This window comes from Chitinophagales bacterium (assembly GCA_017303415.1).
Lineage (GTDB): Bacteria > Bacteroidota > Bacteroidia > Chitinophagales > Chitinophagaceae > SpSt-398.
Genome location: JAFLBJ010000001.1, coordinates 1,992,732 through 2,015,534 on the forward strand (window position 1 = coordinate 1,992,732; position 22,803 = coordinate 2,015,534).

A 22,803-nucleotide genomic window follows, 5' to 3' on the forward strand; every position below is an offset into this window, starting at 1 on the left:
TATTTTTGTTGCATGGCGGTATTAAAATTCAGGATCTATTTTGAAGAGGACGAAAGCATTTACAGGGATGTGGCCATCAAGCATACACAGACCTTTCTGGAGTTACATGCGATCATCCTAAAGGCCTATGAGTTTGATAATAAGCACAAGGCGACCTTTTTCCGGAGCAATGACCATTGGCAACGGGGAAGGGAGATCACGTTGGAAAAATATGAAAGGGACTACAAGGCACCACCCCTCCTGATGGAAGAAACCACCATTGGGTCGGAGATCCGTGACCCCAACCAAAAATTCATTTACCTCTACGATTTCAATAAGAATTGGAGCTTCATGGTGGAACTAATCCATGTGTCCAAAGAGGAAAGCCAGAAACTCGTTTATCCTGCCCTCGTCCGTTCCGAAGGGATCGCCCCCAGTCAGTATGGAACCAAGGGGTTATTGGGAGAGAAATTTGCCGATGTGGAAGAAAAATATGACCTGACCCAGGTAGGGGAAGGATTTAGTGAAGAAGGGGAAGAAGGGACAGGCAGCGCTGACGGAGATGAGATTGCCGGAGAAGAAGAAACGCCTTCTGAAGAATTCTAACCTCGCGTCCCTTGGCGTCTTTGCGGTTAATTCTTACCGCCAATCCGCTAAGTCGCTAAGAGGCGCAAAGAAACAGCCTTGAACTTTACAAAACCTACAGTGATCCTGGTCGCAGGGCCAACGGCCGTCGGAAAAACCCGGAAGGCCATTGAGCTCGCACTTCAATACAAGACCGAGATCATTTCTGCGGACAGCCGTCAGTGTTATCGGGAAATGAATATCGGGGTAGCCCGACCAACCCCGGAAGAACTCGCGGCAGTGCCCCACCACTTTATTGCTTCCCATTCCATACACGATAACCTGAATGCTGCCTGGTATGAGAAATTTGCATTGGATAAGGTAAATGAACTATTTACCCGACATACAGTGGTGGTCATGGTGGGAGGTACAGGCTTATACATCAAAGCCTTTATGGAAGGATTGGATGAGATACCGGAAACAGATCCGGTGATTCGTGCATCGGTTATCCGTGACTATGAAGAAAAGGGATTACACTGGCTGCAGGAGGAAGTAAAACAAAATGACCCCGTTTTTTTTGCCCAAGGCGAAAACCAAAATCCTCACCGGCTCATGCGGGCTCTGGAAGTAGTGCGCTCCACCGGAAAATCCATCCTGAGCTTTCGAAAAGGAGAGAAGGCCCAACGCCCATTTGATATAAAAATGCTGGTGATGGATCTGCCCCGCCCTCAATTGTATGAGCGGATCGATCAACGCGTGGATGAAATGGTCAACGCCGGATTAGAAGAGGAAGCCCGCGGATTGTACGCATTCCGGCACTTATCCGCCTTACAAACTGTAGGCTATCAGGAATGGTTTGACTACTTCGATGGAAACACCTCCCGCGAGGAAGCAATAGCACTGATAAAACAACATACCCGAAACTATGCCAAAAGGCAGGGGACGTGGTTTAGGAAGATGGGAGGTGAAGCGTGAGGCGTGAGACGTGAAACGTGAGATGTGAGAAATCTCACGCCTCACGTTTCACGCCTCACGTCTCATATCTTAAACCCAACCGTCAAAAGAACATTCCCTCCATTATCCCTCAGGTCAGCATAAGTATTCAACCTTGGCGCATTTACGCGATAGGGGAAATTGACATCTTTAACGATCCGGTGTACATAGGTGAGATCAACGAACATGCCTTTGTTACGATAACCAAGTCCGCCGCTCAGGTTCATCCGGTTGCCTTTTAATTCTTTGTCTTTGTACGGGTTGCCCATATAAGAGAACCCGGCACGCGCCATCAGGGTTTTGAATTTTAATTCACCACCTACCCGAAAATTAAAGGTGCCTTTATAGATCAGGTCGATTGCGGAATTATAGGGAGCGAAAATATCGGCAGAGGTAGTTTCATCCTGTGGGGCGAACTTCATCCATTTGTAGTTGATATATTCGATATCGGCAGTAAGGAAACCTTTTTGTTGTTCGATATTGGCCACTTCGCGAAATACATAGGAACCACTCAGGATAAAACGGGTTGGGGAATTTAATACATATCTGTTCTCAGGTATTTGCCCATTGGTAAACACAGTTGATTTCACACTATCGACTCCCTGGCCCACGCCAAAGAGATTCTCCACATCACCGGTCATCGTTGAAGTAAATGTTTCTTTCAGCATCATCCAGTTGGGGGTATGTACGGCCAATCCGATACGGATATAGTCACGCGGTCTCCAGATAAATCCACCCCGCAGGTTAACACCCACTCCAGTAAGCTTGTAGTTTTCGACATAGCGGAGATAACCAAAGTCATTGTCTGTATCTCCACTGGCATCCGATTCCGTAAACGAACTGATTCGATCCATTTTGATGATGGGGATACCAAGGCTTGCACCCAGGTAGAATTTGCGGTTGAAATCTTCCGCGATACCTAGGGTAAGTTCGGTGATGCCACCACTCGTATTGATGATCTGTTCCTGATCAGAGATAGAGGCAAATTCTGGTCTGGCAATTACTTGCAGGTTGCCCCCTATGGTAGCGGTGTCAACCAGGTAGGTATAGAGCGCCATTTTGGTTTGAAGGGAAATATTATCGCTGTTGAGGGCGCCATCAATATCCAATCCTGAACCGGAAAATTCATCGGCAAGGGGTTCGGCAAAACTGCTATAGTTATTCTGACCTTTATAATACGATGTTTGATTGAAATTAGCGGTCTGCGTCAGGGTCAGTGCAAAGGCGGAACTGCGTTGACGTCCCATTCCTCCAAAAACAAAGCCGGTCGTTCCTAAGTTGAATTTGGAATAAGAATCGCCTTTGCTGTTGGTGCCCCGGAAGTCTCCTTTACCGCGTCCAAATTGAAAGGCAGGTGTAAAAATAAAATCAGAGGTTTTGAAGAAGGCCAATCCAGCCGGGTTTACATGATTGGCGGTCGCATCTCCTCCTAAGGAGCCCATGGCTCCGCCAATGGCCTGACTTCTGGCTGTACCATTTGGGTAGGTCCATGACAAACGAAGGGCTTCTTCCGGTATCTGGGCAAAGGCGGTTCCTCCCATGACCAGGAGGGCAATGGTTAAAATCGGCGATCTCATGTTACGATTTTGATGGATCATCAATTACCTCCGCGGGTTGGCCGGCTTACGCCACCGCCGCTGCTCGAAGAACCTGAACTGGAGGACCCGGAGCTGCTGCTATTATTATTGCTCGATGGGGTATAACTCCTGTCGGGACGGGAGGTAGAATTTGAATTATTAGAATTGGTATTTGAGTTGCTGTAACTGGAATTATTGTTTCCGGAGAACCAACGATTGACCCGGTTGCTCAAGCCATTCGTATTCACATTCGAATTGGAATTGTTATACGAACTGCTGACACCGGTACCGGGGCGAATGATCGCTGGGCGACCTGATTTTGAAGTCAGGTTGGTGTTGGAATTTTGCGCGTTTGCATATCCCGCCAGGTTAAAATTCCGGGGTGGGGTATACGCAGGTCGGCTTTCTTTTCCAAGTCCGGGATTTACGATCACCACATTGCCAGGGCAATAAGGGTTGTAATAATAGTTCCAGGAATTATAAGGATTGTAATAGGATCCGTAGTAGTAATTATATCCATAACTGTACCGGTCAAAATAGTACCAGTCATTCAACTCTGACCAACGATATCGATCAGATACCTTCATCCGCAGGTAACGGTCATCATAGTATTCATCATCGTACTGATAACGACCATCACGACGGTTATCTACACGGACATAATCATCCACCTCACGTTGAGGAGAATAATAGACATCATCGGGTGTCTGTCCGGTTTTGTAGGCTGTGGTACAGCTGCCCAGTACAAGGGCGGTGAGAGAAGCAAGTAGAATTTGACGTTTCATGACCGTGGATTTATGCAGTAATCGATATGAAGTTACTACATTTGCGGCGAAACCAATAGGGAAAGAACAAGCTTATTAAAGTTTTAACAGTTCAGGATCAATGGTTTGTTTCAAAATTAGCAATTGATTATGAGTAAAGAGATCACCTCCAGGGCCGCCGATTATTCACAATGGTACAATGACCTGATATTGAAGGGCGAACTGGCCGATTATTCAGCCGTACGCGGATGTATGGTCATCAAACCATACGGATTTGCCCTTTGGGAGAATATGCGTGATGTGTTGGATAAGATGTTCAAGGATACCGGGCACCAGAATGCTTATTTCCCGCTATTCGTACCAAAGAGTCTTTTTGAAGCCGAGGAAAAAAATGCCGAAGGCTTTGCCAAAGAATGTGCAGTGGTAACGCATTACCGGTTAATAGCGGATCCAAATAAAAAGGGAAAACTCATGGTCGACCCGGAGGCTAAACTGGAAGAGGAACTCGTGGTTCGTCCCACCAGTGAAGCTATTATCTGGAACACTTACAAAGACTGGATCCAATCATACCGCGATCTTCCCATCCTGGTGAACCAGTGGGCCAATGTGGTCCGATGGGAAATGCGTACACGTTTGTTCCTGCGCACCGCCGAATTCCTGTGGCAGGAAGGCCACACGGCCCATGCCACCAAAGAAGAAGCCATTGAAGAAACTGTAAAAATGTTGGGCGTGTATGCCCAGTTTGCCGAAGAATACATGGCCCTGCCCGTGATAAAGGGAGTAAAAAGCGAAAGTGAGCGATTTGCCGGGGCGGTAGATACCTACTGTATCGAGGCGCTTATGCAGGATGGAAAAGCCCTGCAGGCAGGTACTTCGCATTTCCTGGGACAAAATTTTGCCAAGGCATTTGAAGTTAAATACCTCACCAGGGAGAACCAGCAGGAATATGTTTGGGCCACCAGTTGGGGCGTAAGTACCCGGTTGATCGGTGCGCTGGTGATGGCACACAGTGACGACAAAGGATTGGTATTACCTCCAAGGATCGCGCCTGTGCAGGTAGTGATCGTGCCGATTTACAAAGGGGAAGAGTCAAAAAAAATGATCGATGCCCGTGTCGCGGAGATGGTAGCTCAATTCAAAACCGCCGGAATCCGGGTTAAATATGATGATAACGACAATAACCGTCCGGGTTGGAAATTTGCCGAACACGAACTGAAAGGGGTACCCATTCGCCTGGCCATTGGCGCGCGTGACCTGGAAAATAATGTGGTGGAAATGGCCCGTCGCGATACTGGGGAAAAAGAAAGCGTATCGCTGGAAGGGTTGACGGAAAGAATACAGGGGTTGTTGGTTACTATTCAGCAAAATTTATTCGATCGCGCAGCTGCGTATCGGGATGCACATATCACTAAAGCTGATTCCTGGGATGAATTCACCAAGATTCTGGAAGAGAAAGGTGGGTTTGTTTCCGCGCATTGGGATGGTACACCCGAAACCGAACAGGCCATCAAGGAAAAAACCAAAGCCACCATCCGGTGTATTCCACTGAACAATACACCTGAGGAAGGAAAGTGTATTTTAACAGGTAAGCCGAGCAGCCAAAGGGTATTATTTGCGCAGGCGTATTAAGCTAATAGCTAATAACTATTAGATATAAAGCTATTTCACTGAAAGATAATTATAGTCCTTCAGCGCCGTTGCCAGAAAATCATACGGGTTCATTGACGTATCGATTTTCAGATGCGACTTGATCTTTTCTGTGGCGGTATAAGCAAGATTGAAATCTCCATTCTTATGGGCCGTATCCAGAATGCTTTTTATGGCATTGATATCCTTGTCACTCAACTGCATGATCTGGGGAAAATGCGGGGTGTAACTTTCCTCCACCTCCCGAAATACCGTGTCCTGGATATCCGCTTTGTTCTTGGTACGCACTATGATCGTCTGGGCCAATACATCGCCCAGTCGTTGTGATTTTTTGGAGGATGCCACCAGAATCAGATCGGTGATCATCAAACCCAAAATGATCACCAGGGCCCATCGCAATTCAGGATACCGAAAGGCGCTGGGGAATGTGGCCAGAATCAGAATGGCCACTACCATCATCAGATCGGATACCCGTATCAGCCACCGTATCAGGTATTGGCTTGGACTGGCTTTTCCTCCATTTTCATTCACCACTCTCAAACCGGCCACTTTTTTCCCTATACTTTGTCCATTGGTGAATATTTCAAAAGCCAGGTAATAAAATATCACGGGAAACCAAAGTACTATCTCAAATATCTGGGCAAAGGTGGAGGGCCTGAATGGGTTGGATGAATTGGAAATAATAAGACCCAGCAGCCGGTAGGCCAGTAACAGGTAAACGATCTGCAACACCATATCCAGCAACCAGGCCAGGAAGCGGCGATAGAATTCGCTGACCTCAAATTCGATATCAAGGTTAAAAGAAGTGGGAATCTTTACCAGGGGCATGGTTAAAAATAAGAAATAAGGAATAAGAAATAAAAAATTCACGAATCGACAGGGGGATAGCCAACAAATCACTATTTTACGATATAATCTCAATTTTTGCGCGAAGCCTTATTCATCAAGAAGAACAAAGAACGCTGGCAACGGATACAACATGGCCAGGTGGCGGATGCAGACGAATTGGCGACGGAGTTTACACGCCTGATCGATGACCTTTCTTACGCCAAAACCTTTTATCCGGGCAGCCGTGTTACTAATTATGTCAATAGCCTGGCTTCCCGTATTTACCTGGATATTTACCGCAACCGGAAAGAACGTTCCAGTCGCCTCGTGGATTTTTGGAAATATGACCTTCCCATGGTCATTCGTAAACATCACCGGGTTATTCTTCTTTCCACCATCATTTTTATCGTCTTTGCGGCCGTCGCTTTTGTCACCGCTTCGCGGGATGAGGAAATTTTAAATGAAATATTAGGACAGGATTATGTGGATATGACCCGGGAGAATATTCGAAATGGCAACCCGTTTGGTGTATATGAGAATGAAAATGTGTTTGTGATGTGGCTGCGTATCATGATCAATAATATCGGGGTGGCTGTAAAAGCTTTTATTTCAGGAATATTTTTTGGCATACCTACCTTGTACATTCTTGCCTCCAACAGTTTTATGGTGGGTGCCTTTGATCAGCTTTTTTATCGGGAAGGGTTGGGTCTTGATTTTTTTCTTGTTGTGTTTATCCATGGCACCCTGGAGTTGACGGCCATTATCCTGGCGGCAGGAGCCGGATTGATCCTGGGGAAAGGCTTTTTGTTGCCCGGTACGCTTAGTCGACTTGATTCTGTTAAGATGGCCGCAAAAGAAGGAGCCAAGATCATCCTCGGTTTATTTCCGGTTTTTGCTCTGGCCGCTTTTTTTGAGGGGTTCATCACCCGATTATATAATGATGTGCCAGTACTGACGATCCTCGTGGTGGTGGCCTCCATCGTATTTGTGATTTGGTATTTTATCATCTATCCTTTCCGCGTGGAAAAGAAACTGGCGGATAAATTCTGGGAGGAGAGGGGATGAAAAATCTACATACATATCTTCTCCTGGCCTTTTTTGGATTTCTTTCACAAGCGGGCTTTGCCCAGCAGGAGGAATATCCCCATGAGATGGACACGGTGGTCATAACCGATGCGCCAGTCGTCGATGAGGTCGTTGCTGTGCCTGCTACAACAGGCGAAGACCTGTCAAGGTATGTGGTTCCCAAAGAAGCGTATAAGAGTTTTGAAGATAAATGGGATTGGAGAAAGTTCCCGGCTGATTCGGTTTCGCGCTTTGAAAAGGACCCCGAATTCTGGTATGCAAATTATCCCTTCCAGGAAGATGAACCCATCAGGGAAACGAAAAATAGATCCGTGCTTAACCAAAGCTGGATATTCAACCTGCTTTGGATTTTGATACTGCTGTCATTTGTTGGGCTGCTTATCTGGTTTCTGTCCCAAAACGGAATCGGGTTCTTTAAAAATGATCAGGCATTGGTAAAAGGAGAGGCAGAAGGAATGCAGGAGGAGGAAGACATATTTTCAATTCCCTACAGTTATAAGATCGAGAGTGCGGAAAAGGACGGCAATTACCGACTGGCCGTTCGCTACCTTTTTCTTCAATTACTAAAAGGATTATCAGAACGAGGTACTATCCAATATAAACCCGACCGCACAAATCTCGACTACCTGATGCAATTACATGGCCGCCCGGAATATGCCAGGTTCTTTCAGGCCATGCGGCATTATGAATATGTGTGGTATGGTCAGTTTAGTCCCCTGGAAGGAAACTACCGGGAGATACGCCAGTTCTTCCTGGAATTTTATAAAAAGGAGGGTATGGCATGAAGAAGTATTTACCCATCTTTTTTCTTTTACTGATGATCGGCGCGCTCGTGTTGCTGATCATTGGATCTTCCTCCGCATCATCCGGTAAACGGAGAATGGACGGGCGATTGGCGATTGGAAAAATTTCCAAAAAGCCCTATGGGCACTATGTCGCCTATTCCGGATTAAGTACACTTTTTAAAAAAGCAGATATCATTCCTACAGGCTTTGATAATGCCTACCTGGACAGCCTTCAGGAGTTTTCTACAGGAAATGCCCTGGTGATCATTACTGATCAATTCAACCCAACAGAAAAGGAAATGGGAAATTTAATGCGGTTTGCCTCCTATGGCAATACGATCTTTCTCAGTACCCGAAGCATTTCCTATCAGGTGGAGAAAACACTTTCTGTTACGCTCGAAGAAGAAGTATTTCCTTACTATGATTCGCTGACCGTTGAACTCAATACACCTCCTTTTACATCCAAACAATCTTTTACCTACCCGGGTTATGAGTTTGCCTCACCTGCCCATTCATGGAACGATAGCCTGGTCGATATTCTCGCAACTTCGGTGGAGGGCAAGCCATTGATGTTTCGCTATCACGCGGGTGGAGGAAATATTTTCATGCACCTGGCACCCTTATCCCTGTCCAATTATTTCCTCCTCCATAAAAAGAACCTGCCCTATTACGAACAACTTTTTTCGCTGATACCTTCTTCGGTACAAAAAATCTATTGGGATGAATATTTTTCACAAAAAAACCTGAACAACCAGCAACCCAATCCCAAGCAAGCCAATTGGTGGACGGTGATGATGCGTTATCCCTCCATGAAGGCGGCACTTTGGATCGCGCTCATAACCCTGATCATATACGTGCTGCTGGAAATGAGACGCCGGAGAAGACAGATACCCGTGCTTCCGGTACCCAGAAATGATTCACTCGATTTTGTACGCACCATTGGGCGGTTATATCATGAACGGGGTGATCACCGTAACCTGTGTATCAAGATGGGGTCGTATTTTCTGGAGCATGTTAGAAACCGATATCGGGTGACAACTACCCGGCTGGATGATGAGCTGGTAAAGACCCTTCATTTTAAATCCGGTTATCCGGAACCCGAGATCCGGTATATTCTCTCCTTTATTGCCCAATTGGAAAAAGAACATTCGGTTTCAGTGTGGCAATTGCAAGACTTTTATCAACAATTAGAAAAATTCTATAAACAAGCCTGATATGGACGAACAAATGTACCAGCCCCGAGTTGACCTGACAGCCCTCAATGAGGCGGTCAACAATATCCGCTCCGAGATCAAGAAGATCATTGTCGGACAGGATGAGATGGTCAAGTTGATCCTGGCCGCGATCCTGGCCGATGGCCATGTATTGATTGAAGGGGTGCCGGGTGTGGCAAAAACACTCACCGCTAAATTGGTTGCCCGAAGTATCAATGCCGGTTTTTCACGTATCCAGTTTACGCCCGACCTGATGCCTTCCGATGTATTGGGTACCCCGGTGTTCAATCCACGTGAAGCGGTATTTGATTTCAAACCAGGTCCCGTATTCAGTAATATCGTACTCATTGATGAGATCAACCGGGCACCGGCCAAGACCCAATCTGCCCTTTTTGAGATCATGGAAGAACGACAGGCCACAGTAGATGGAAAGACCTATCCCATGGCGTCCCCGTTTATGGTATTGGCCACCCAGAACCCGATCGAACAGGAAGGAACCTATCGTTTACCCGAGGCGCAACTGGATCGTTTCCTTTTCAAAGTACTGGTACCTTATCCTACTGAAGAGCAGGAGGTGGCTATGCTTAAACTCTTTCATGAAATGGGTAGTGCAAAACCGGTTGATAAAGTACAACCCGTATTACATGGGGATCAGATCAACCAGATCAGGCAGCAGGTAAAGACCTTGCTGATCGAGGATAAACTGATGGCCTTTATTGCCCGTTTGATCCAGCAGACCCGAAATCATAAATCCATCTACCTTGGCGCATCGCCCCGGGCTTCATTGGCCATCATGCACGCGGCAAAGGCCATGGCTGCCTTGTCGGGGAGAGATTTTGTGACCCCGGAAGATATTCTTTCCATCGTCGCGCCTGTACTTCGCCACCGGATCATTCTGGCTCCCGAAAAGGAAATGGAAGGTGTTACTGAAGATGAGGTAATCAAACAGGTCATTGAAGGAATGGAAGTACCCAGGTAAATGGATTATCATTCTTTGTTCATGCTAAGATCATTTTACTTACATACCAGAGCTTATGTTGCCGCAGGGGTAGTGGCCCTGATCTTTGCGGCGAGTTATTTCCTGCCCTGGCTATACCAGGCGGCATTGATCGCCCTCGTACTTTTTTTACTCACCCTGGTGGTTGATGTAATGCTTTTATATGGCAACAAAAAAGGGGTAACCGCAAACCGGGTAGTAGGGGAGCGGTTTAGCCATGGAGATGAGAATGAGGTAAGAATAAATCTACAGAATGAATATCCCTTCCCCGTAGCGGTTTCCATCATTGAAGAACTACCCGATCAATTTCAGGAGAGATACAAAGCGGTCAATAAATTACTTCCCGGAAAATCTGTCGCGGAACACCATTACCAACTCAAACCGCTTACACGGGGAGAATATATTTTTAACCAAACCATATTGATGGTTACCAGCCCCCTGAGTCTGGTAAGCCGCCGCCTGGCTTTTGGAACCAATCAAACCGTAAAAGTGTATCCTTCTTATATGCAAATGCGCCGGTATCAACTACTGGCCATTAGCAATCGGTTGGAGGAAGCGGGTGTAAAAAGGGTACGTCGTCTGGGACACAGCATGGAATTTGAACAAATCAAGGAGTATGTTCTGGGTGATGATTACCGAACGGTAAACTGGAAGGCCTCCGCCCGCCGAAGCGACCTGATGGTGAATACCTTTACCGATGAAAGAAGCCAGCAGATCTATTGTGTGATCAATAAAGGCCGGGTAATGAAAATGCCTTTTCGGGGAATGTACCTGCTGGATCATGCCATCAATGCCGCATTGGTGTTGAGTAATGTGGCATTGGCAAAGCAGGATAAGGCAGGCCTGATCACCTTTGCGGAAAATATTGATACCTTTTTACCGGCTGACCGAAAACCAACGCAGATCAACCTGATCCTCGAATCGCTCTACAAACAACAAACCCGGTTTCTTGAACCCGATCTGGAAAAGTTATTTTCGGTGATCAGGAACCGGATAAGCCACCGAAGCCTATTGGTGTATTTTACCAATTTCGAGTCATTCGAAAGCATGGAAAGACAATTACCCTCTCTCCAGCGGATCGCCCGTTATCACCTGCTCCTGGTGGTTCTATTTGAAAATACAGAACTCCGCACACTCCAGCAAAGCAAGGCCGAAACCGTTGAAGATATTTATATCAAGACCATTGGCGAAAAATTCAGCAACGAGAAAAGACGCATGGTCCGCGAACTGCAAAAGAATGGGATACTATCCATTCTGTCCGCACCGGAAGACCTGACGGTGAACACGATCAATAAGTATCTGGAGGTGAAGAACAGGATGTCGATTTGAATAATCAGAAATAAGGAATAACAAATATGAAATACGGGACAGAAATAACCAGTACTCCCTAATTTCTTATTCCTTATTCCTTATTTCTTATTTCCTTTGCATCATGTCTCTTAATGCGCCTTCTGTTTACGAAACCGGTCAGGTACTCCTGATCGACAAGCCCCTTCGCTGGACCTCCTTTGATGTTGTACGAAAGATCAGAAACCTGATACGTATCAAGAAAGTGGGGCATGCCGGAACACTCGATCCCCTGGCAACTGGCCTGCTCATTGTGTGCACGGGAAAATTTACCAAAAAGATCAATGAGTATATGGCCCGGGAGAAGGAATACACCGGCACGTTCACCCTTGGGGCAACAACACCCACTTATGATCTTGAGAGCGAGCCCACTGATTTTAAACCATTGGAGGACATCGATCGGAACACCCTTATTGAACAAACAGCATCCTTTACCGGTGATATTCTTCAAATACCTCCGGCCCATTCAGCTATTAAAGTGGATGGGAAAAGGGTATATGAACTGGCGAGGCAAGGGAAGGAAGTAAAACTCGATCCACGCCCGGTAACCATTAAGGAATTTGAGATCACACGAATTGAATTACCCGAGGTTGATTTCCGGGTGGTGTGTACCACAGGGACCTATATCCGTAGCCTGGCTAATGATTTTGGAGCGGCATTGGGGTGTGGGGCCTATCTCAGCAAACTTTGTCGCACCCGCATCGGTGAGTTTCGGTTGGAAGAAGCGAAAGATATGCAGGAGTTTGAAAAGGAAATCAAGAGCGTAATTGAAAAGACTGGCGGGAGTTAAACAGGGAATAGGGAAAAAGGAATAAGGAAGGTGAAATAAGGAAGAGCAGAACACTATACTTCCTTATTAATTCAATAATTCGATTCTTAGAAACGTACAAACGGATAGTTGATCCCCAACTGAAATACGCCATGTAACAACGTACCTCCGTTCCATTTATAAAACCATTTGCTTTGTGCCTCGGCATTGCTTGGGGCCGGAGTAGGGTTGCGTGCCTTGAGGGAATAATCCAGGCGGACAACCAGGAATTCAAAGTCAAACCGCAAGCCAGTACCCACACCCACGGCCAGGTCTTTAAAGAATTTTTTCAAACTCGTCAGTTCACCTCCCGGAAAGTCATCGTTCGGCCGGATGAACCAGACATTGCCAATATCACTGAACAAAGCACTGGTGACCTTATATCCGGCAATTTGTGCCAGCGGAAAACGGAATTCAATATTTGTCTCAAACATGAAATCTCCAAACCGGAAAGGAGCTTCCTCCCGGGTTTTTAGTGAGGACCCTGGCCCAAGGCTACGCAGGTTCCAGGCTCGCATGCTATTGGGCCCACCCGGGAAGAACTGCCGGAAATAGGGCATTTGGATATCACTGTTGCGGGTACGTGTCTTGAGGGCGATACCGACACCACTATAGAAACGGGTGACCAATTGGTTTCTGCCAAAATTCATGCTGCGTACAAATTCAGCATCAAACTTGACGAAACGATATAAGCTGTCGAATAACTTGGCATCGATAAGTCGTGACAGCAAGCCGGATTCTTCGAAATTGGCGCTAAACAGGTTTACATTTTTCCCTTTACCTCCCGTGATTTTGAATCCTGCCTGACCCGATACTACCAATCCCTGGTTGAAGATGTTTTTGAAAGAAGGATTACGGTCGATCAGTGAACTCAGGCTATCGCGGCGTTGAAGAACCGTGTATTCAATATTGGGTAATACAATGCGGAGTGATTTATTCTTCCAGGCAATATCATACCCCCAGGAGAGGTTCAGCGAGTTAACAATGAAATAATCCTTCCGGTCTGTGTTGCTATAGGCTATGGAAAGACTGGTCTTGGCTCTTTCCTTGGCCGATGCCCGGATAAAGGAGGGATTGGGAATCAAGCGGGGAAAATTGATCGTATAGCTTACCCCGGCTTGTTGGGCGGCAATGAACTTTCCCTTTGTACTTAGTTCGGTATTGATCCGCGCATTGAGGTTATACTGGTTGGCCGAACGGGCAAAATTGCGGTTGAGCAAGGTGGCATTCGCGCCAAGCCCCAGCAGGTTACCCTGTATCAGGGCATTATTGCTTCCACTTACCTCCAGATTGGTTGTAAAGGAATACCGGCTGGCCGGGGTTAGGAAAATATTGAAATCCACCGTATCAGAGCCAGGTCTTGTTACCTGTTCAATATTCACGAGTCGCCATGCTCCAAGGCCATTGAACCGGTTGACTGTTTTGAGGTATTGTTGCTGATTATATAGGTCACCCCGCTTGAAATAGATGTATTGAGAGAGAAATTTCCAGCCAAAAAAATCAGTGTATCGGACAACGCTGTAACTCGAATCGATATGGTTGACCTTTCTGTCTGCAGCAATTGAATCTCCGGTATAATCGGGGAAAACAGTGGTATGTCCAACATAGAATTTGGTCAGCCGTGTTGGGTTGAATCCCGGTTTTAGGATGAACTCAATATTGGCCGTCGGGTTTTCCATCCGCTTTCGCCTTTCTTCGAGTTGGAGAATCTGTTCAAAAGGGTCAAGGGTAGGGGCGAGTAAAGAGGCATCGAGTGTATCCCAAACGGCCACTAATTCTTCCCGAGAAAACCGAAGGTACCCGTTGTTACGGTAGAGCGTGACCAATCGGTCGATCTCTGTTGAAATATTTTGTTTGGAAAATGCATCCCCTTTCCTGAGTATGGATTTATCAGCTGATTGAAGAGCCAGAGCCTGAAGATCCGCTTTGTTAGGATGATAGGAGCCTGTATCGTTCAGGTTGTATGCTACAGAGTCTATGTGGATCATTTTCCCCGGTCTGACATGAAAGTCCACAGTCGTTCTGAACTGGTCACCATGTTTGTTATTGGGAACAACCACCAGACTCGTATCAAACCAGATCGTATCTCGGTAATAGCCCAGTGAGTTAAGCAGGTCACGCATAAAGAGCACAGACCGTTGGGCATGAGTGCTGTCATAGGCAGGCGGGTTGCGCAAAACCTCGCGGATCAACTGGCCAACTGTCCGGATACGGATACTGTCATCCAGTTGGTTTCGGAGGCGGGAAGAAAGGGATTTACGCTCATCCTTTGAAAAGTCACCCTGCAATTGGATATTTGTTTCGTAGACAAAGGGTTTGTTGGGGGGATACCCCTTAGGAACCACACCACAGGAGGAAACCAGGACAACCGCCATCCCGAAAAGGATGGCTGGTAGTAGGGGAGCATATTTTTCCTGCCAGCCTTTCAAATTGTATTGCTAATCGTAATTCGTTATAATGCTGAGTAAAAACCAGATCAAATATATCCAAAGTTTAGGCCAGAAAAAATTCAGGGATGCGGAGAAGGTATTTCTGGTAGAGGGACCCAAATCCGTACATGAATTTTTAACAAACCCTACAACAAAGATACACCAGGTATATGCCGTAAAAGATTGGTGTGAAAAACATTCTTCCGGTTATGCGGGTATTCCGTTGACAGAGGTCGATGAAATAGAATTAGAAAGGATATCCCAGCTCTCCACACCTAACCAGGTATTATTAATCGCTGCCCAATATGAGGAGGCAGTAGATATCGACCCCGGCGGGCATTGGACATTGGCCCTGGATACGATCCAGGACCCGGGAAACATGGGAACGATTCTTCGTATTGCCGATTGGTTTGGGATAAAACAGGTGGTTTGCAGTGAAGACTGTGCCGACTGGTACAATCCCAAGGTTGTTCAATCATCCATGGGAAGTCTTGGCCGTCTCCGCCTTTCCCGGAGGCCATTAGCTGATTGGTTGGGAAAATGGCACCAGATACCTGTTTATGCCGCCGTGTTGAATGGCACACCTGTTCAGCAGGTGACGCGCAATAAGGAAGGGATCTTATTGATCGGAAATGAATCGAGAGGATTGGAATTGTCTGTGTTGGAAAAGGCAAAGATAAAAGTGACAATACCAAGGATTGGGGAGGCAGAATCTTTGAATGCGGCTGTTGCCACAGGAATCCTTCTTTCCCACCTTATTGAAAGCGGATCGCTTTGACCGGCTGTACCCTTCTTACGATCAGGGAAGGGATCATCAATACCAGCAGGCTAACGAGTAATGTACCCCCTACCACCAGCCCAACCTGCCACCAGACGATCTTTACCGCGGCTGAATCAAGATAATAGGATTCCTCCTGCAAGCGGACAAAGCCGGTTGTTTGCTGTAACCAGAGTAAACCCAATGCTACAGCTGTACCCAATAAGATACCTGTAACCGTAATAATGGCAGATTGAAATAAAAATACTTTTTGCACCATCCAGTTACTGGCTCCAAGCGACTTCAGGATTCCGATCATCCGTAATCTTTCCAGCACAAGTATGATAAGACAGGTAACGAGATTGATCAAAGCCACCGCTGCCATAACAATGATCAGAATATTTCGGTTTTGGTCAAGGATCTTCAACCAGTCAAATATTTCCGGATAAATATCAGTTACCGCGCGTGCGTCCCATTCCTGCGGGAATGCAGAAAGGGTGAAGACCTCCTCCGCCAGGGCATCCATTTTTTGATAATCATCAATATAGATTTCATACCCACCGATCTGCTCAGGCCCCCATTCATTCAGCCGGCGAATCAGGGACAGGTCTCCAATGGCAAATGATTTATCGTATTCCTCTATACCTGTTTTGAAAATACCCACCACCTTCAGTTTGTCCGGGCGGATCGAGCCATCCGGCTTGACAAAATAGATAATTGGCTGATCGTTGAGTTTTAATTTGAGCTGATTGGCCATGTAGGTGGAGATGATAATCTCCCGGCTATAACTGCTGTCCGTAAAACGGATAAACCGGCCTTCCTGCAAAAATGGCTTCAGGTGAGTGGTATCATAGGTCTTATCAAACCCCTTTACCAGAACCCCTTCGATCTCGCTGTTGATCCTTAAAATCGAATACCGGGTGGCAAAAGGGTGGATCGATCGGATGCCGGGAACCTTTCTTACCGCCTGTTCCAGCCGGATATTCCGCTTCACCGGCAATTCCTCCGAAGTATTCCCCTGCCCGGGTTGTCGTTGTTGTACCCTTACATGCCCTAAAAAGCTGAATACCTTCTCGCTAACGGCTTCCTGGAACCCATTGACCAGGGCAAGCGTAACGATCATGACCGCTACGCTGATCAGGGTAGCGGTGGTAGACAGCCGGATGATAAAACGGGAAAAAGACCGCTGTCTGTTAAAGGCGATGCGCCTGGCTATGAAGCTTGCAACGTTCAATAGGTGATCTTGGTCTTCAAAAATAAGCGGGAAATGGATAATATTGCTATATAAATGCAACTGAACCTCTATAAGCGACCATTGCTGGTATTGCTGGCCATCGGTTTTTTGTGCTCTTACCAGACAAATGCCCAGTTGCCCGACCATGTATTCAGGGGACAGATCGGCGCGATCAAACTCATTCGAACCGGTGACCCATACAGTTACCCGATAATACGGCTCAACAGTGCCGATGAGTTAACCCTCACCTTTGATGATCTTGAATCGGGGGTTAAGAACTATTATTACACCTATCAACTCTGTAATGCCGATTGGACACCGGTGAACCTGAGTGCCTTTGATTATATCCGCGGCTTTCAAAATACAAGGATCAATAATTACCGAAATTCCTCGATCGCGTTTACCCGGTACACGAATTATCAGGCAAAGGTTCCGGAAAGAAATAGTGTCCCTTCCCGTTCGGGAAATTACCTGCTAAAAGTTTTCCTGAACAGCGATACTTCGCAATTGGTGTTTACCAAACGCTTTCTGGTAGTGGACGCAAAAACCTCCGTAGGCGTCCAGGTGATGCAGCCTTTTAATGGGGCGCTTTACAATTCGCATCAGAAGGTGAGAACCATCGTTTCAACCAGTAATCAGGTCAACTCATTCAATCAGCAGGATATCAAAGTGGTCCTTCTTCAGAATTTTGTATGGCCTACAGCGGTTACGCTTTCCCGACCGGATATTTACCGGGGTAATTATTTTGAGTATAATGACGAAAACAGGACCGTGTTTCCGTCGGGTCAGGAATGGCGATGGATCGATCTTCGAAGCCTCCGCCTGAGTAGTGAACGGGTTTGGAAGATGGATAAGCAGGCCAGGCGGACAGATGTTTACATAAAACCCGATATGGAGAGATCGGGAAAAGGGTATATCCAGTACCTGGACCTGAACGGCTTTTTTACCCTTGAAACCACAGATAACCTCAATCCATACTGGCAAACCGATTATGCCTATGTCCATTTTACCTATCAGCCACCCGGAGGTAAATCCTATGTTGGAAAAGATATCTATGTGTTTGGGGAGTTGACAAACTATGCCAATGATTCTGCCGCGAAGATGACCTTCAATGAGGAAAGAGGCATCTATGAGGCAACGCTTTTCCTGAAACAAGGGTACTATAATTATCGGTATATCACCCGCTCTGCGACAGGTGATGCCACCAGCTTTGAGGACACCGAGGGCAATTATTGGGGCACAGAGAATGGCTATACAGCCCTGGTTTACTATCGTCCGTTTGGTGGAAGAAGCGATGAATTGATCGGGCTTACCACTGTCAATTCCATTGCCCGGTAATCTGTTGCCTTTTGCCTCAATCCATTTCAAATTATTACCTATCTTCGCGCCCGGCAGGTCTTACACGACCAGCTCCTGCTGAACCTCCCCAGGGCCGGAAGGCAGCAAGGATAGGCGGTTGTAGCGGTGCGATGTGAGTAGCCTGCCGTTTTTTAATTTTACCAACATGAAATTTTTTATCGATACAGCCAATCTGGCTCAAATCAAAGAAGCAAACGAATTAGGTATTCTCGATGGGGTAACAACCAACCCCTCCCTGATGGCCAAAGAAGGGATCCAGGGCGACGAAGCCGTAATGAACCATTATAAGGCCATTTGCGAACTCGTAGACGGCGACATCAGCGCCGAAGTAATCTCTACGGATTTTAAAGGAATCATCGAAGAAGGAAAAGTATTAGCGGCACTTCATCCGAATATTGTCGTTAAAGTTCCCATGATCAAAGACGGTATCAAAGCCATTAAATGGTTTACCGATAATGGGATCAAAACAAACTGTACCCTGGTATTTTCTGCCGGACAGGCAATTCTTTGTGCCAAAGCAGGAGCAACCTACGTATCTCCTTTCATCGGCCGTATCGATGACAGTGGCTGGGATGGAGTACAACTGATCGAACAAATTTCACACATCTATACTGTGCAGGGTTTTAAAACCGAAATCCTGGCGGCCTCCATTCGCAATCCGAACCATATCATCCGCTGTGCAGAAGCCGGCGCCGATGTTTGTACCTGCCCGCTCGATTCCATTATGGGATTGCTTAAACACCCGCTGACGGATATTGGGTTGGCGAAGTTTTTGGAAGATGCGAAGAAGTTCAAGTGAGATTTACCATCACTCAATCCTCTGTTTTCCGTTTCACCCAAATTGTCACCTCCCTCCACAATTCCGGCCTTTCCCGCAATACAGCTTTTACGACCACTTTCTCTTCGGTAAAATCAAGTGGAAGGAACAACTCATTTCCGGTAAACACACCTCCGCTTGCCGAAAAATCAATTTCTCGCGTAGAGAGCGGTTTCCAACGGCCATTGGACATTTTCCCATCTACATTGATATAATTATGGGTGCCTTTTTTCAGACTGTCGGTATAGAGATGAAAGAAGATACTATCCACTTTTTGGGCCTGTATTCCAGCCGAAAAGCCAAGCAGTACAACGAGAAATAGGAGGAATTTCATGGTCATATGATTCATATATCAGAAAATTGGATGCATGGGAAAAAGGGCAATCCGAATTTCTTAATTATTTTTTAATATCCTTAACATTTAATACGGGAAAGAGAAAGACACCTGGAGAAGGCTATCAAAAATATTTAATCTCTTTGTCTCCAAACCGAAGTTTGTGAATATGATTGGACTCCGGAAATACCTCAAATATTAAAGTTCCCCCTTCTGGTAGCATTTCAAAATCTTCCCGGTTCAACTGAATTAACTGGTGCTGCTCGATTGGAGTTCGAACAAAGAATTTACTAAAAACTGGCATTTCATGTTTAACCAGGGAAAAGGCAATTTCCTTCTTGATTCCTTTCTGAAGATCTCTACGAAACCCATGAGCTTCTTTTCTGTAAAAACGATAAAAATAGAAGGTCAGCAGAGAGAAGGCGCCTATACCGAAAAAAGGCACCACGTGAAAAAACTGTTCCTCAAGTTTCAGTTTTGATGTTCTTCCATAGCCTTGAATGATGGCCAGGATGATTATTCCTATTAAAGAGAGATAGGTTAATCCAATATAGGCTGACTTTTTCTGCCACAGTTGATAAAGCACCATTTTGTCCTCGTTGGAAAGTGGCAGGTCTCTGGACAAAGGTTCAAACTTATGCTCAGCAGAGGCGATGATCCGAACGGGCCTTTCTTTCAATAGCTTTTTTTTAATCAGGCAACAGCCTTCTTCACCAGATCGGCGGCTTCACTTAGCAAGATCGCAGACTGTACTTTGAGGCCGCTTTCATCGATCAGTTTTTTGGCTTCTTCGGCATTGGTACCCTGCAGGCGGACAATGATGGGAACATGAATATTTCCCATATTCTGATAGGCATCAATAACGCCCTGGGCTACACGGTCACAACGAACGATACCACCGAAAATATTGATGAGAATTGCTTTTACATTGGGGTCTTTCAGGATAATCTTGAAACCGGCTTCAACCGTTTGTGCATTGGCGGTACCACCTACATCCAGAAAGTTAGCAGGTTCGCCACCACTGAGTTTGATCATATCCATGGTAGCCATGGCCAAGCCTGCTCCATTTACCATACAACCTACGTTTCCATCGAGTTTCACGAAATTCAGATTGTATTGTCCAGCTTCTACCTCTGTCGGGTCTTCTTCAGTTACATCCCGAAGAGCCGCCAGATCGGCATGACGCATCAGGGCGTTATCATCCAGGTTCATTTTACAATCCACAGCCACGATCTTATCATCGGAGGCTTTGAAAAGCGGGTTGATCTCAAGCATACTGCAATCCAGTCCAACATACGCGTTGTAGAGATTGGTCACGAATTTGACCATGTTTTTGAAAGCCTCACCTTTCAGTCCCAGGTTGAAGGCGATCTTACGTGCCTGGAAGGGGAGGAGGCCACCACCGGGGTGAACCCATTCTTTGAATATTTTTTCAGGGGTATCATGGGCCACATCTTCAATGTTCATACCTCCTTCGGTGCTGTACATGATCACATTTTGCCCCTTGGTACGGTCAAGCAGAATGGAGAGGTAGTATTCCTTTCTTTCGCTTGGGCCATCGTAATACATATCCTGAGCTACGAGGATCTTATTCACCACTTTCCCCGCGGCCCCGGTTTGCAGGGTTACGAGCGTACCACCCAGGATACCTTTCGAAAACTCCACCACTTCCTCCAGGTTCTTGCCCACTTTTACTCCGTTTACACCGGTTTCTTTGATCTTGCCTTTTCCCCGGCCACCCGCGTGGATCTGCGCTTTCACAACTGCAAAGGGGCTTCCAAACTGGGTTTTGATCTGGCGATAGGCTTCTTCCGCTTCGTGAATGGTGCCACAGGCAAATCCTTCCTGTACCGGAACATTGTATTTCTTAAGCAATTCCTTGGCCTGGTATTCGTGGAGGTTCATGCGAAAATTGATTTGCCGCGAAGATAAAGAAATTGACTGATAGATGAGGAGGGGTGGATGCAGGACTATCAGCTATTTTCCAGCAACCAGGCCGCCATTTTTCGGGAGGCTTCCAATACCTTAAAACAATATTGCTCAAGAAACCCTTCCGGTAAAGGTTGGTGAAGGGGAAATGTATAACTGGCGCTTAATGCTTTGGCGCCATCAAAGTCAACATACGATAGTCGGGCGGAGAGCTCCTCCGGGGGACGATTAAAATCTTCACCAGGAAGAATGGCGATCCCACATTCATCCAGCAACCGTTCGCAAAGCACTGCGCTATTCCGGATTTCTTTTTTATGGAGGAGGGTGGATAAAGGGGTAAAATCAAGAAAAAGGTAGAACCCGCCAGTAGGGTCATTGACCCGGATACCGGCTTCCCGCAAAATGGCTGCTGTTTCCTTGCCCAACGCCGCAAGAATTCTACGGGCATGCCAGAGGTAATCTTCAATTTCCCTGCCTCCGGCAAAGGCCTGAATGGCCGCATATTGAATGGGGGCCGATACCGAGGTATAGGTTTCACTGGCCACAGCAGCCATGGCCTCCATCAGCCAATGCAGATCGGAAGGAAATGAAAATGTACCCAATCGCCAGCCGCCGGCCCCACACCATTTGGACAGACCAGAACTTAATATCGTCCCTTCCGGATAGAATTTTGCCAGGGAAACATGATTCCCTTCATGGTGCAATTGACCGTAGATTTCATCGGACAGTATGATCACTCCATTTTCCCGGCATACCCTGGCCAGGCTTTCCAGATGGGCTTTTTCATAGGTCACCCCATCCGGATTACCCGGATAATTCAGGATAAGGAGAAAGGGGCCTTTGCCCTTCCCGGATTGAAGAAAATCCTGTAACAGGTCGGGCTGAAGCCTCCAGTTTTCCTCCACGCGGGTGTGGAGTACATGAACCGTATTGCCAATAATTTTTGCCTGTGGCAAATAGGAAACCCAACTCGGACTGGGAATCAATACTTCTCCTTCAAATACCATTTGCAATAAAAAAAGAAGCTCTTTGGAACCAGGCCCAATGATCACATGCTCCGCCTGACGATCTACACCATCCTTACGCTGATGGAAATCCGCCACAGCCTGACGTAATTCCGGCAAGCCCTGAACATGCAGATAATCCTTTTGGGGCGCGTATAGCCTTAAGGCATTAACGACCGGCTCAGGAACCGGAAATGGGGATTGCCCCAGGCCCAGTTTGAATATGGTCTTTCCCTGTGCGGTCAGTTCGCGGCATCGCTGATTGATCCGAAGCGTTGGCGACTCTTTTAACCCAATTACATTTGGGTTCAGATAAAGATGTCTGTTCATCAGAAGGAGAAAATTATTTTC

Annotated in this window: 21 protein-coding genes and 1 other RNA gene; 13 read left to right on the plus strand and 9 right to left on the minus strand. The window is 46.5% G+C overall.

Annotated elements, in window-relative coordinates; translation table 11 throughout:
- Window positions 1–12: 12 nt before the first annotated feature.
- Both J0M30_08645 and miaA read left to right on the plus strand, forming a co-directional pair.
- Complete coding sequence (locus J0M30_08645; protein MBN8667559.1) at window positions 13–585, plus strand: hypothetical protein; 573 nt, start codon at window positions 13–15, stop codon at window positions 583–585.
- Window positions 586–663: 78 nt separating this feature from the next.
- Window positions 664–1,518 carry a tRNA (adenosine(37)-N6)-dimethylallyltransferase MiaA gene (miaA, locus tag J0M30_08650; protein MBN8667560.1) on the plus strand — a complete coding sequence of 285 codons (855 nt, stop codon included), beginning with the start codon at window positions 664–666 and terminating at the stop codon, window positions 1,516–1,518.
- Between the two features lie 62 nt (window positions 1,519–1,580).
- Here miaA and J0M30_08655 read toward each other — a convergent pair whose 3' ends face one another.
- Window positions 1,581–3,113 (minus strand): hypothetical protein, encoded by a 1,533-nt coding sequence (locus J0M30_08655; protein ID MBN8667561.1) that lies wholly within the window; start codon window positions 3,111–3,113, stop codon window positions 1,581–1,583.
- 20 nt (window positions 3,114–3,133) lie between these two features.
- Window positions 3,134–3,898 carry a hypothetical protein gene (locus J0M30_08660; GenBank protein ID MBN8667562.1) on the minus strand — a complete coding sequence of 255 codons (765 nt, stop codon included), beginning with the start codon at window positions 3,896–3,898 and terminating at the stop codon, window positions 3,134–3,136.
- 129 nt (window positions 3,899–4,027) lie between these two features.
- Between J0M30_08660 and J0M30_08665 the strand changes: the two genes are divergently transcribed.
- Entirely contained in the window at window positions 4,028–5,506 is a 1,479-nt protein-coding gene (locus J0M30_08665) for a proline--tRNA ligase (GenBank protein MBN8667563.1), read from the plus strand.
- Window positions 5,507–5,536: 30 nt separating this feature from the next.
- Here J0M30_08665 and J0M30_08670 read toward each other — a convergent pair whose 3' ends face one another.
- Window positions 5,537–6,352 carry an RDD family protein gene (locus J0M30_08670; GenBank protein MBN8667564.1) on the minus strand — a complete coding sequence of 272 codons (816 nt, stop codon included), beginning with the start codon at window positions 6,350–6,352 and terminating at the stop codon, window positions 5,537–5,539.
- 96 nt (window positions 6,353–6,448) lie between these two features.
- On the opposite strand from J0M30_08670, the gene J0M30_08675 reads away from it, so the two are divergent.
- From J0M30_08675 to truB, 6 genes are all read left to right on the plus strand, one after another.
- Window positions 6,449–7,417 carry a stage II sporulation protein M gene (locus tag J0M30_08675; protein MBN8667565.1) on the plus strand — a complete coding sequence of 323 codons (969 nt, stop codon included), beginning with the start codon at window positions 6,449–6,451 and terminating at the stop codon, window positions 7,415–7,417.
- A complete protein-coding gene (locus J0M30_08680; GenBank protein ID MBN8667566.1) occupies window positions 7,414–8,223 on the plus strand; it encodes a DUF4129 domain-containing protein in 810 nt (269 codons plus the stop codon). The genes J0M30_08675 and J0M30_08680 overlap by 4 nt, the downstream gene beginning before the upstream one ends.
- Window positions 8,220–9,437, plus strand: a complete 1,218-nt coding sequence (locus J0M30_08685) for a hypothetical protein (GenBank protein MBN8667567.1) — start codon at window positions 8,220–8,222, stop codon at window positions 9,435–9,437. Before J0M30_08680 ends, J0M30_08685 begins: the two co-directional genes overlap by 4 nt.
- 1 nt (window position 9,438) lies before the next feature.
- Window positions 9,439–10,416 carry a MoxR family ATPase gene (locus tag J0M30_08690; GenBank protein ID MBN8667568.1) on the plus strand — a complete coding sequence of 326 codons (978 nt, stop codon included), beginning with the start codon at window positions 9,439–9,441 and terminating at the stop codon, window positions 10,414–10,416.
- Window positions 10,417–10,437: 21 nt separating this feature from the next.
- Window positions 10,438–11,763 (plus strand): DUF58 domain-containing protein, encoded by a 1,326-nt coding sequence (locus J0M30_08695; GenBank protein MBN8667569.1) that lies wholly within the window; start codon window positions 10,438–10,440, stop codon window positions 11,761–11,763.
- 103 nt (window positions 11,764–11,866) lie between these two features.
- The gene (gene truB, locus J0M30_08700) at window positions 11,867–12,571 is read left to right on the plus strand and encodes a tRNA pseudouridine(55) synthase TruB (GenBank protein MBN8667570.1); all 705 of its coding nucleotides are present in this window, start codon (window positions 11,867–11,869) and stop codon (window positions 12,569–12,571) included.
- Window positions 12,572–12,657: 86 nt separating this feature from the next.
- Here the strand turns inward: truB and J0M30_08705 are convergent, their stop codons facing one another.
- Window positions 12,658–14,964, minus strand: coding sequence for a BamA/TamA family outer membrane protein (locus tag J0M30_08705; protein ID MBN8667571.1), 2,307 nt, complete (start codon window positions 14,962–14,964; stop codon window positions 12,658–12,660).
- Between the two features lie 82 nt (window positions 14,965–15,046).
- Here J0M30_08705 and J0M30_08710 point away from each other — a divergent pair, with 82 nt between their 5' ends.
- A complete protein-coding gene (locus tag J0M30_08710; protein MBN8667572.1) occupies window positions 15,047–15,796 on the plus strand; it encodes an RNA methyltransferase in 750 nt (249 codons plus the stop codon).
- Here the strand turns inward: J0M30_08710 and J0M30_08715 are convergent.
- Window positions 15,774–17,009: an ABC transporter permease gene (locus J0M30_08715; protein ID MBN8667573.1), complete on the minus strand. Its 1,236-nt coding sequence runs from the start codon at window positions 17,007–17,009 to the stop codon at window positions 15,774–15,776. The two genes, J0M30_08710 and J0M30_08715, sit on opposite strands and share 23 nt — an antisense overlap.
- A gap of 54 nt (window positions 17,010–17,063) precedes the next feature.
- On the opposite strand from J0M30_08715, the gene J0M30_08720 reads away from it, so the two are divergent.
- The 3 genes from J0M30_08720 to fsa all read left to right on the plus strand — a co-directional run bounded on the left by J0M30_08720 (window position 17,064) and on the right by fsa (window position 19,167).
- On the plus strand, window positions 17,064–18,347 hold the full coding sequence (locus tag J0M30_08720) for a DUF5103 domain-containing protein (protein MBN8667574.1): 1,284 nt from the start codon (window positions 17,064–17,066) through the stop codon (window positions 18,345–18,347).
- 51 nt (window positions 18,348–18,398) lie between these two features.
- An RNA gene (gene ffs / locus J0M30_08725) (signal recognition particle sRNA small type) lies at window positions 18,399–18,498 on the plus strand.
- A gap of 15 nt (window positions 18,499–18,513) precedes the next feature.
- Window positions 18,514–19,167 carry a fructose-6-phosphate aldolase gene (gene fsa / locus J0M30_08730; protein MBN8667575.1) on the plus strand — a complete coding sequence of 218 codons (654 nt, stop codon included), beginning with the start codon at window positions 18,514–18,516 and terminating at the stop codon, window positions 19,165–19,167.
- 13 nt (window positions 19,168–19,180) lie between these two features.
- On the opposite strand, the gene J0M30_08735 is transcribed toward fsa, so the two are convergent.
- The 4 genes from J0M30_08735 to J0M30_08750 form a co-directional block, all read right to left on the minus strand.
- Window positions 19,181–19,519 (minus strand): hypothetical protein, encoded by a 339-nt coding sequence (locus J0M30_08735; GenBank protein MBN8667576.1) that lies wholly within the window; start codon window positions 19,517–19,519, stop codon window positions 19,181–19,183.
- Window positions 19,520–19,643: 124 nt separating this feature from the next.
- Entirely contained in the window at window positions 19,644–20,198 is a 555-nt protein-coding gene (locus tag J0M30_08740; GenBank protein ID MBN8667577.1) for a hypothetical protein, read from the minus strand.
- Window positions 20,199–20,212: 14 nt separating this feature from the next.
- A complete protein-coding gene (gene sucC / locus J0M30_08745) occupies window positions 20,213–21,424 on the minus strand; it encodes an ADP-forming succinate--CoA ligase subunit beta (protein MBN8667578.1) in 1,212 nt (403 codons plus the stop codon).
- A gap of 68 nt (window positions 21,425–21,492) precedes the next feature.
- A complete protein-coding gene (locus tag J0M30_08750) occupies window positions 21,493–22,782 on the minus strand; it encodes a pyridoxal phosphate-dependent aminotransferase (GenBank protein ID MBN8667579.1) in 1,290 nt (429 codons plus the stop codon).
- Window positions 22,783–22,803: the final 21 nt, after the last annotated feature.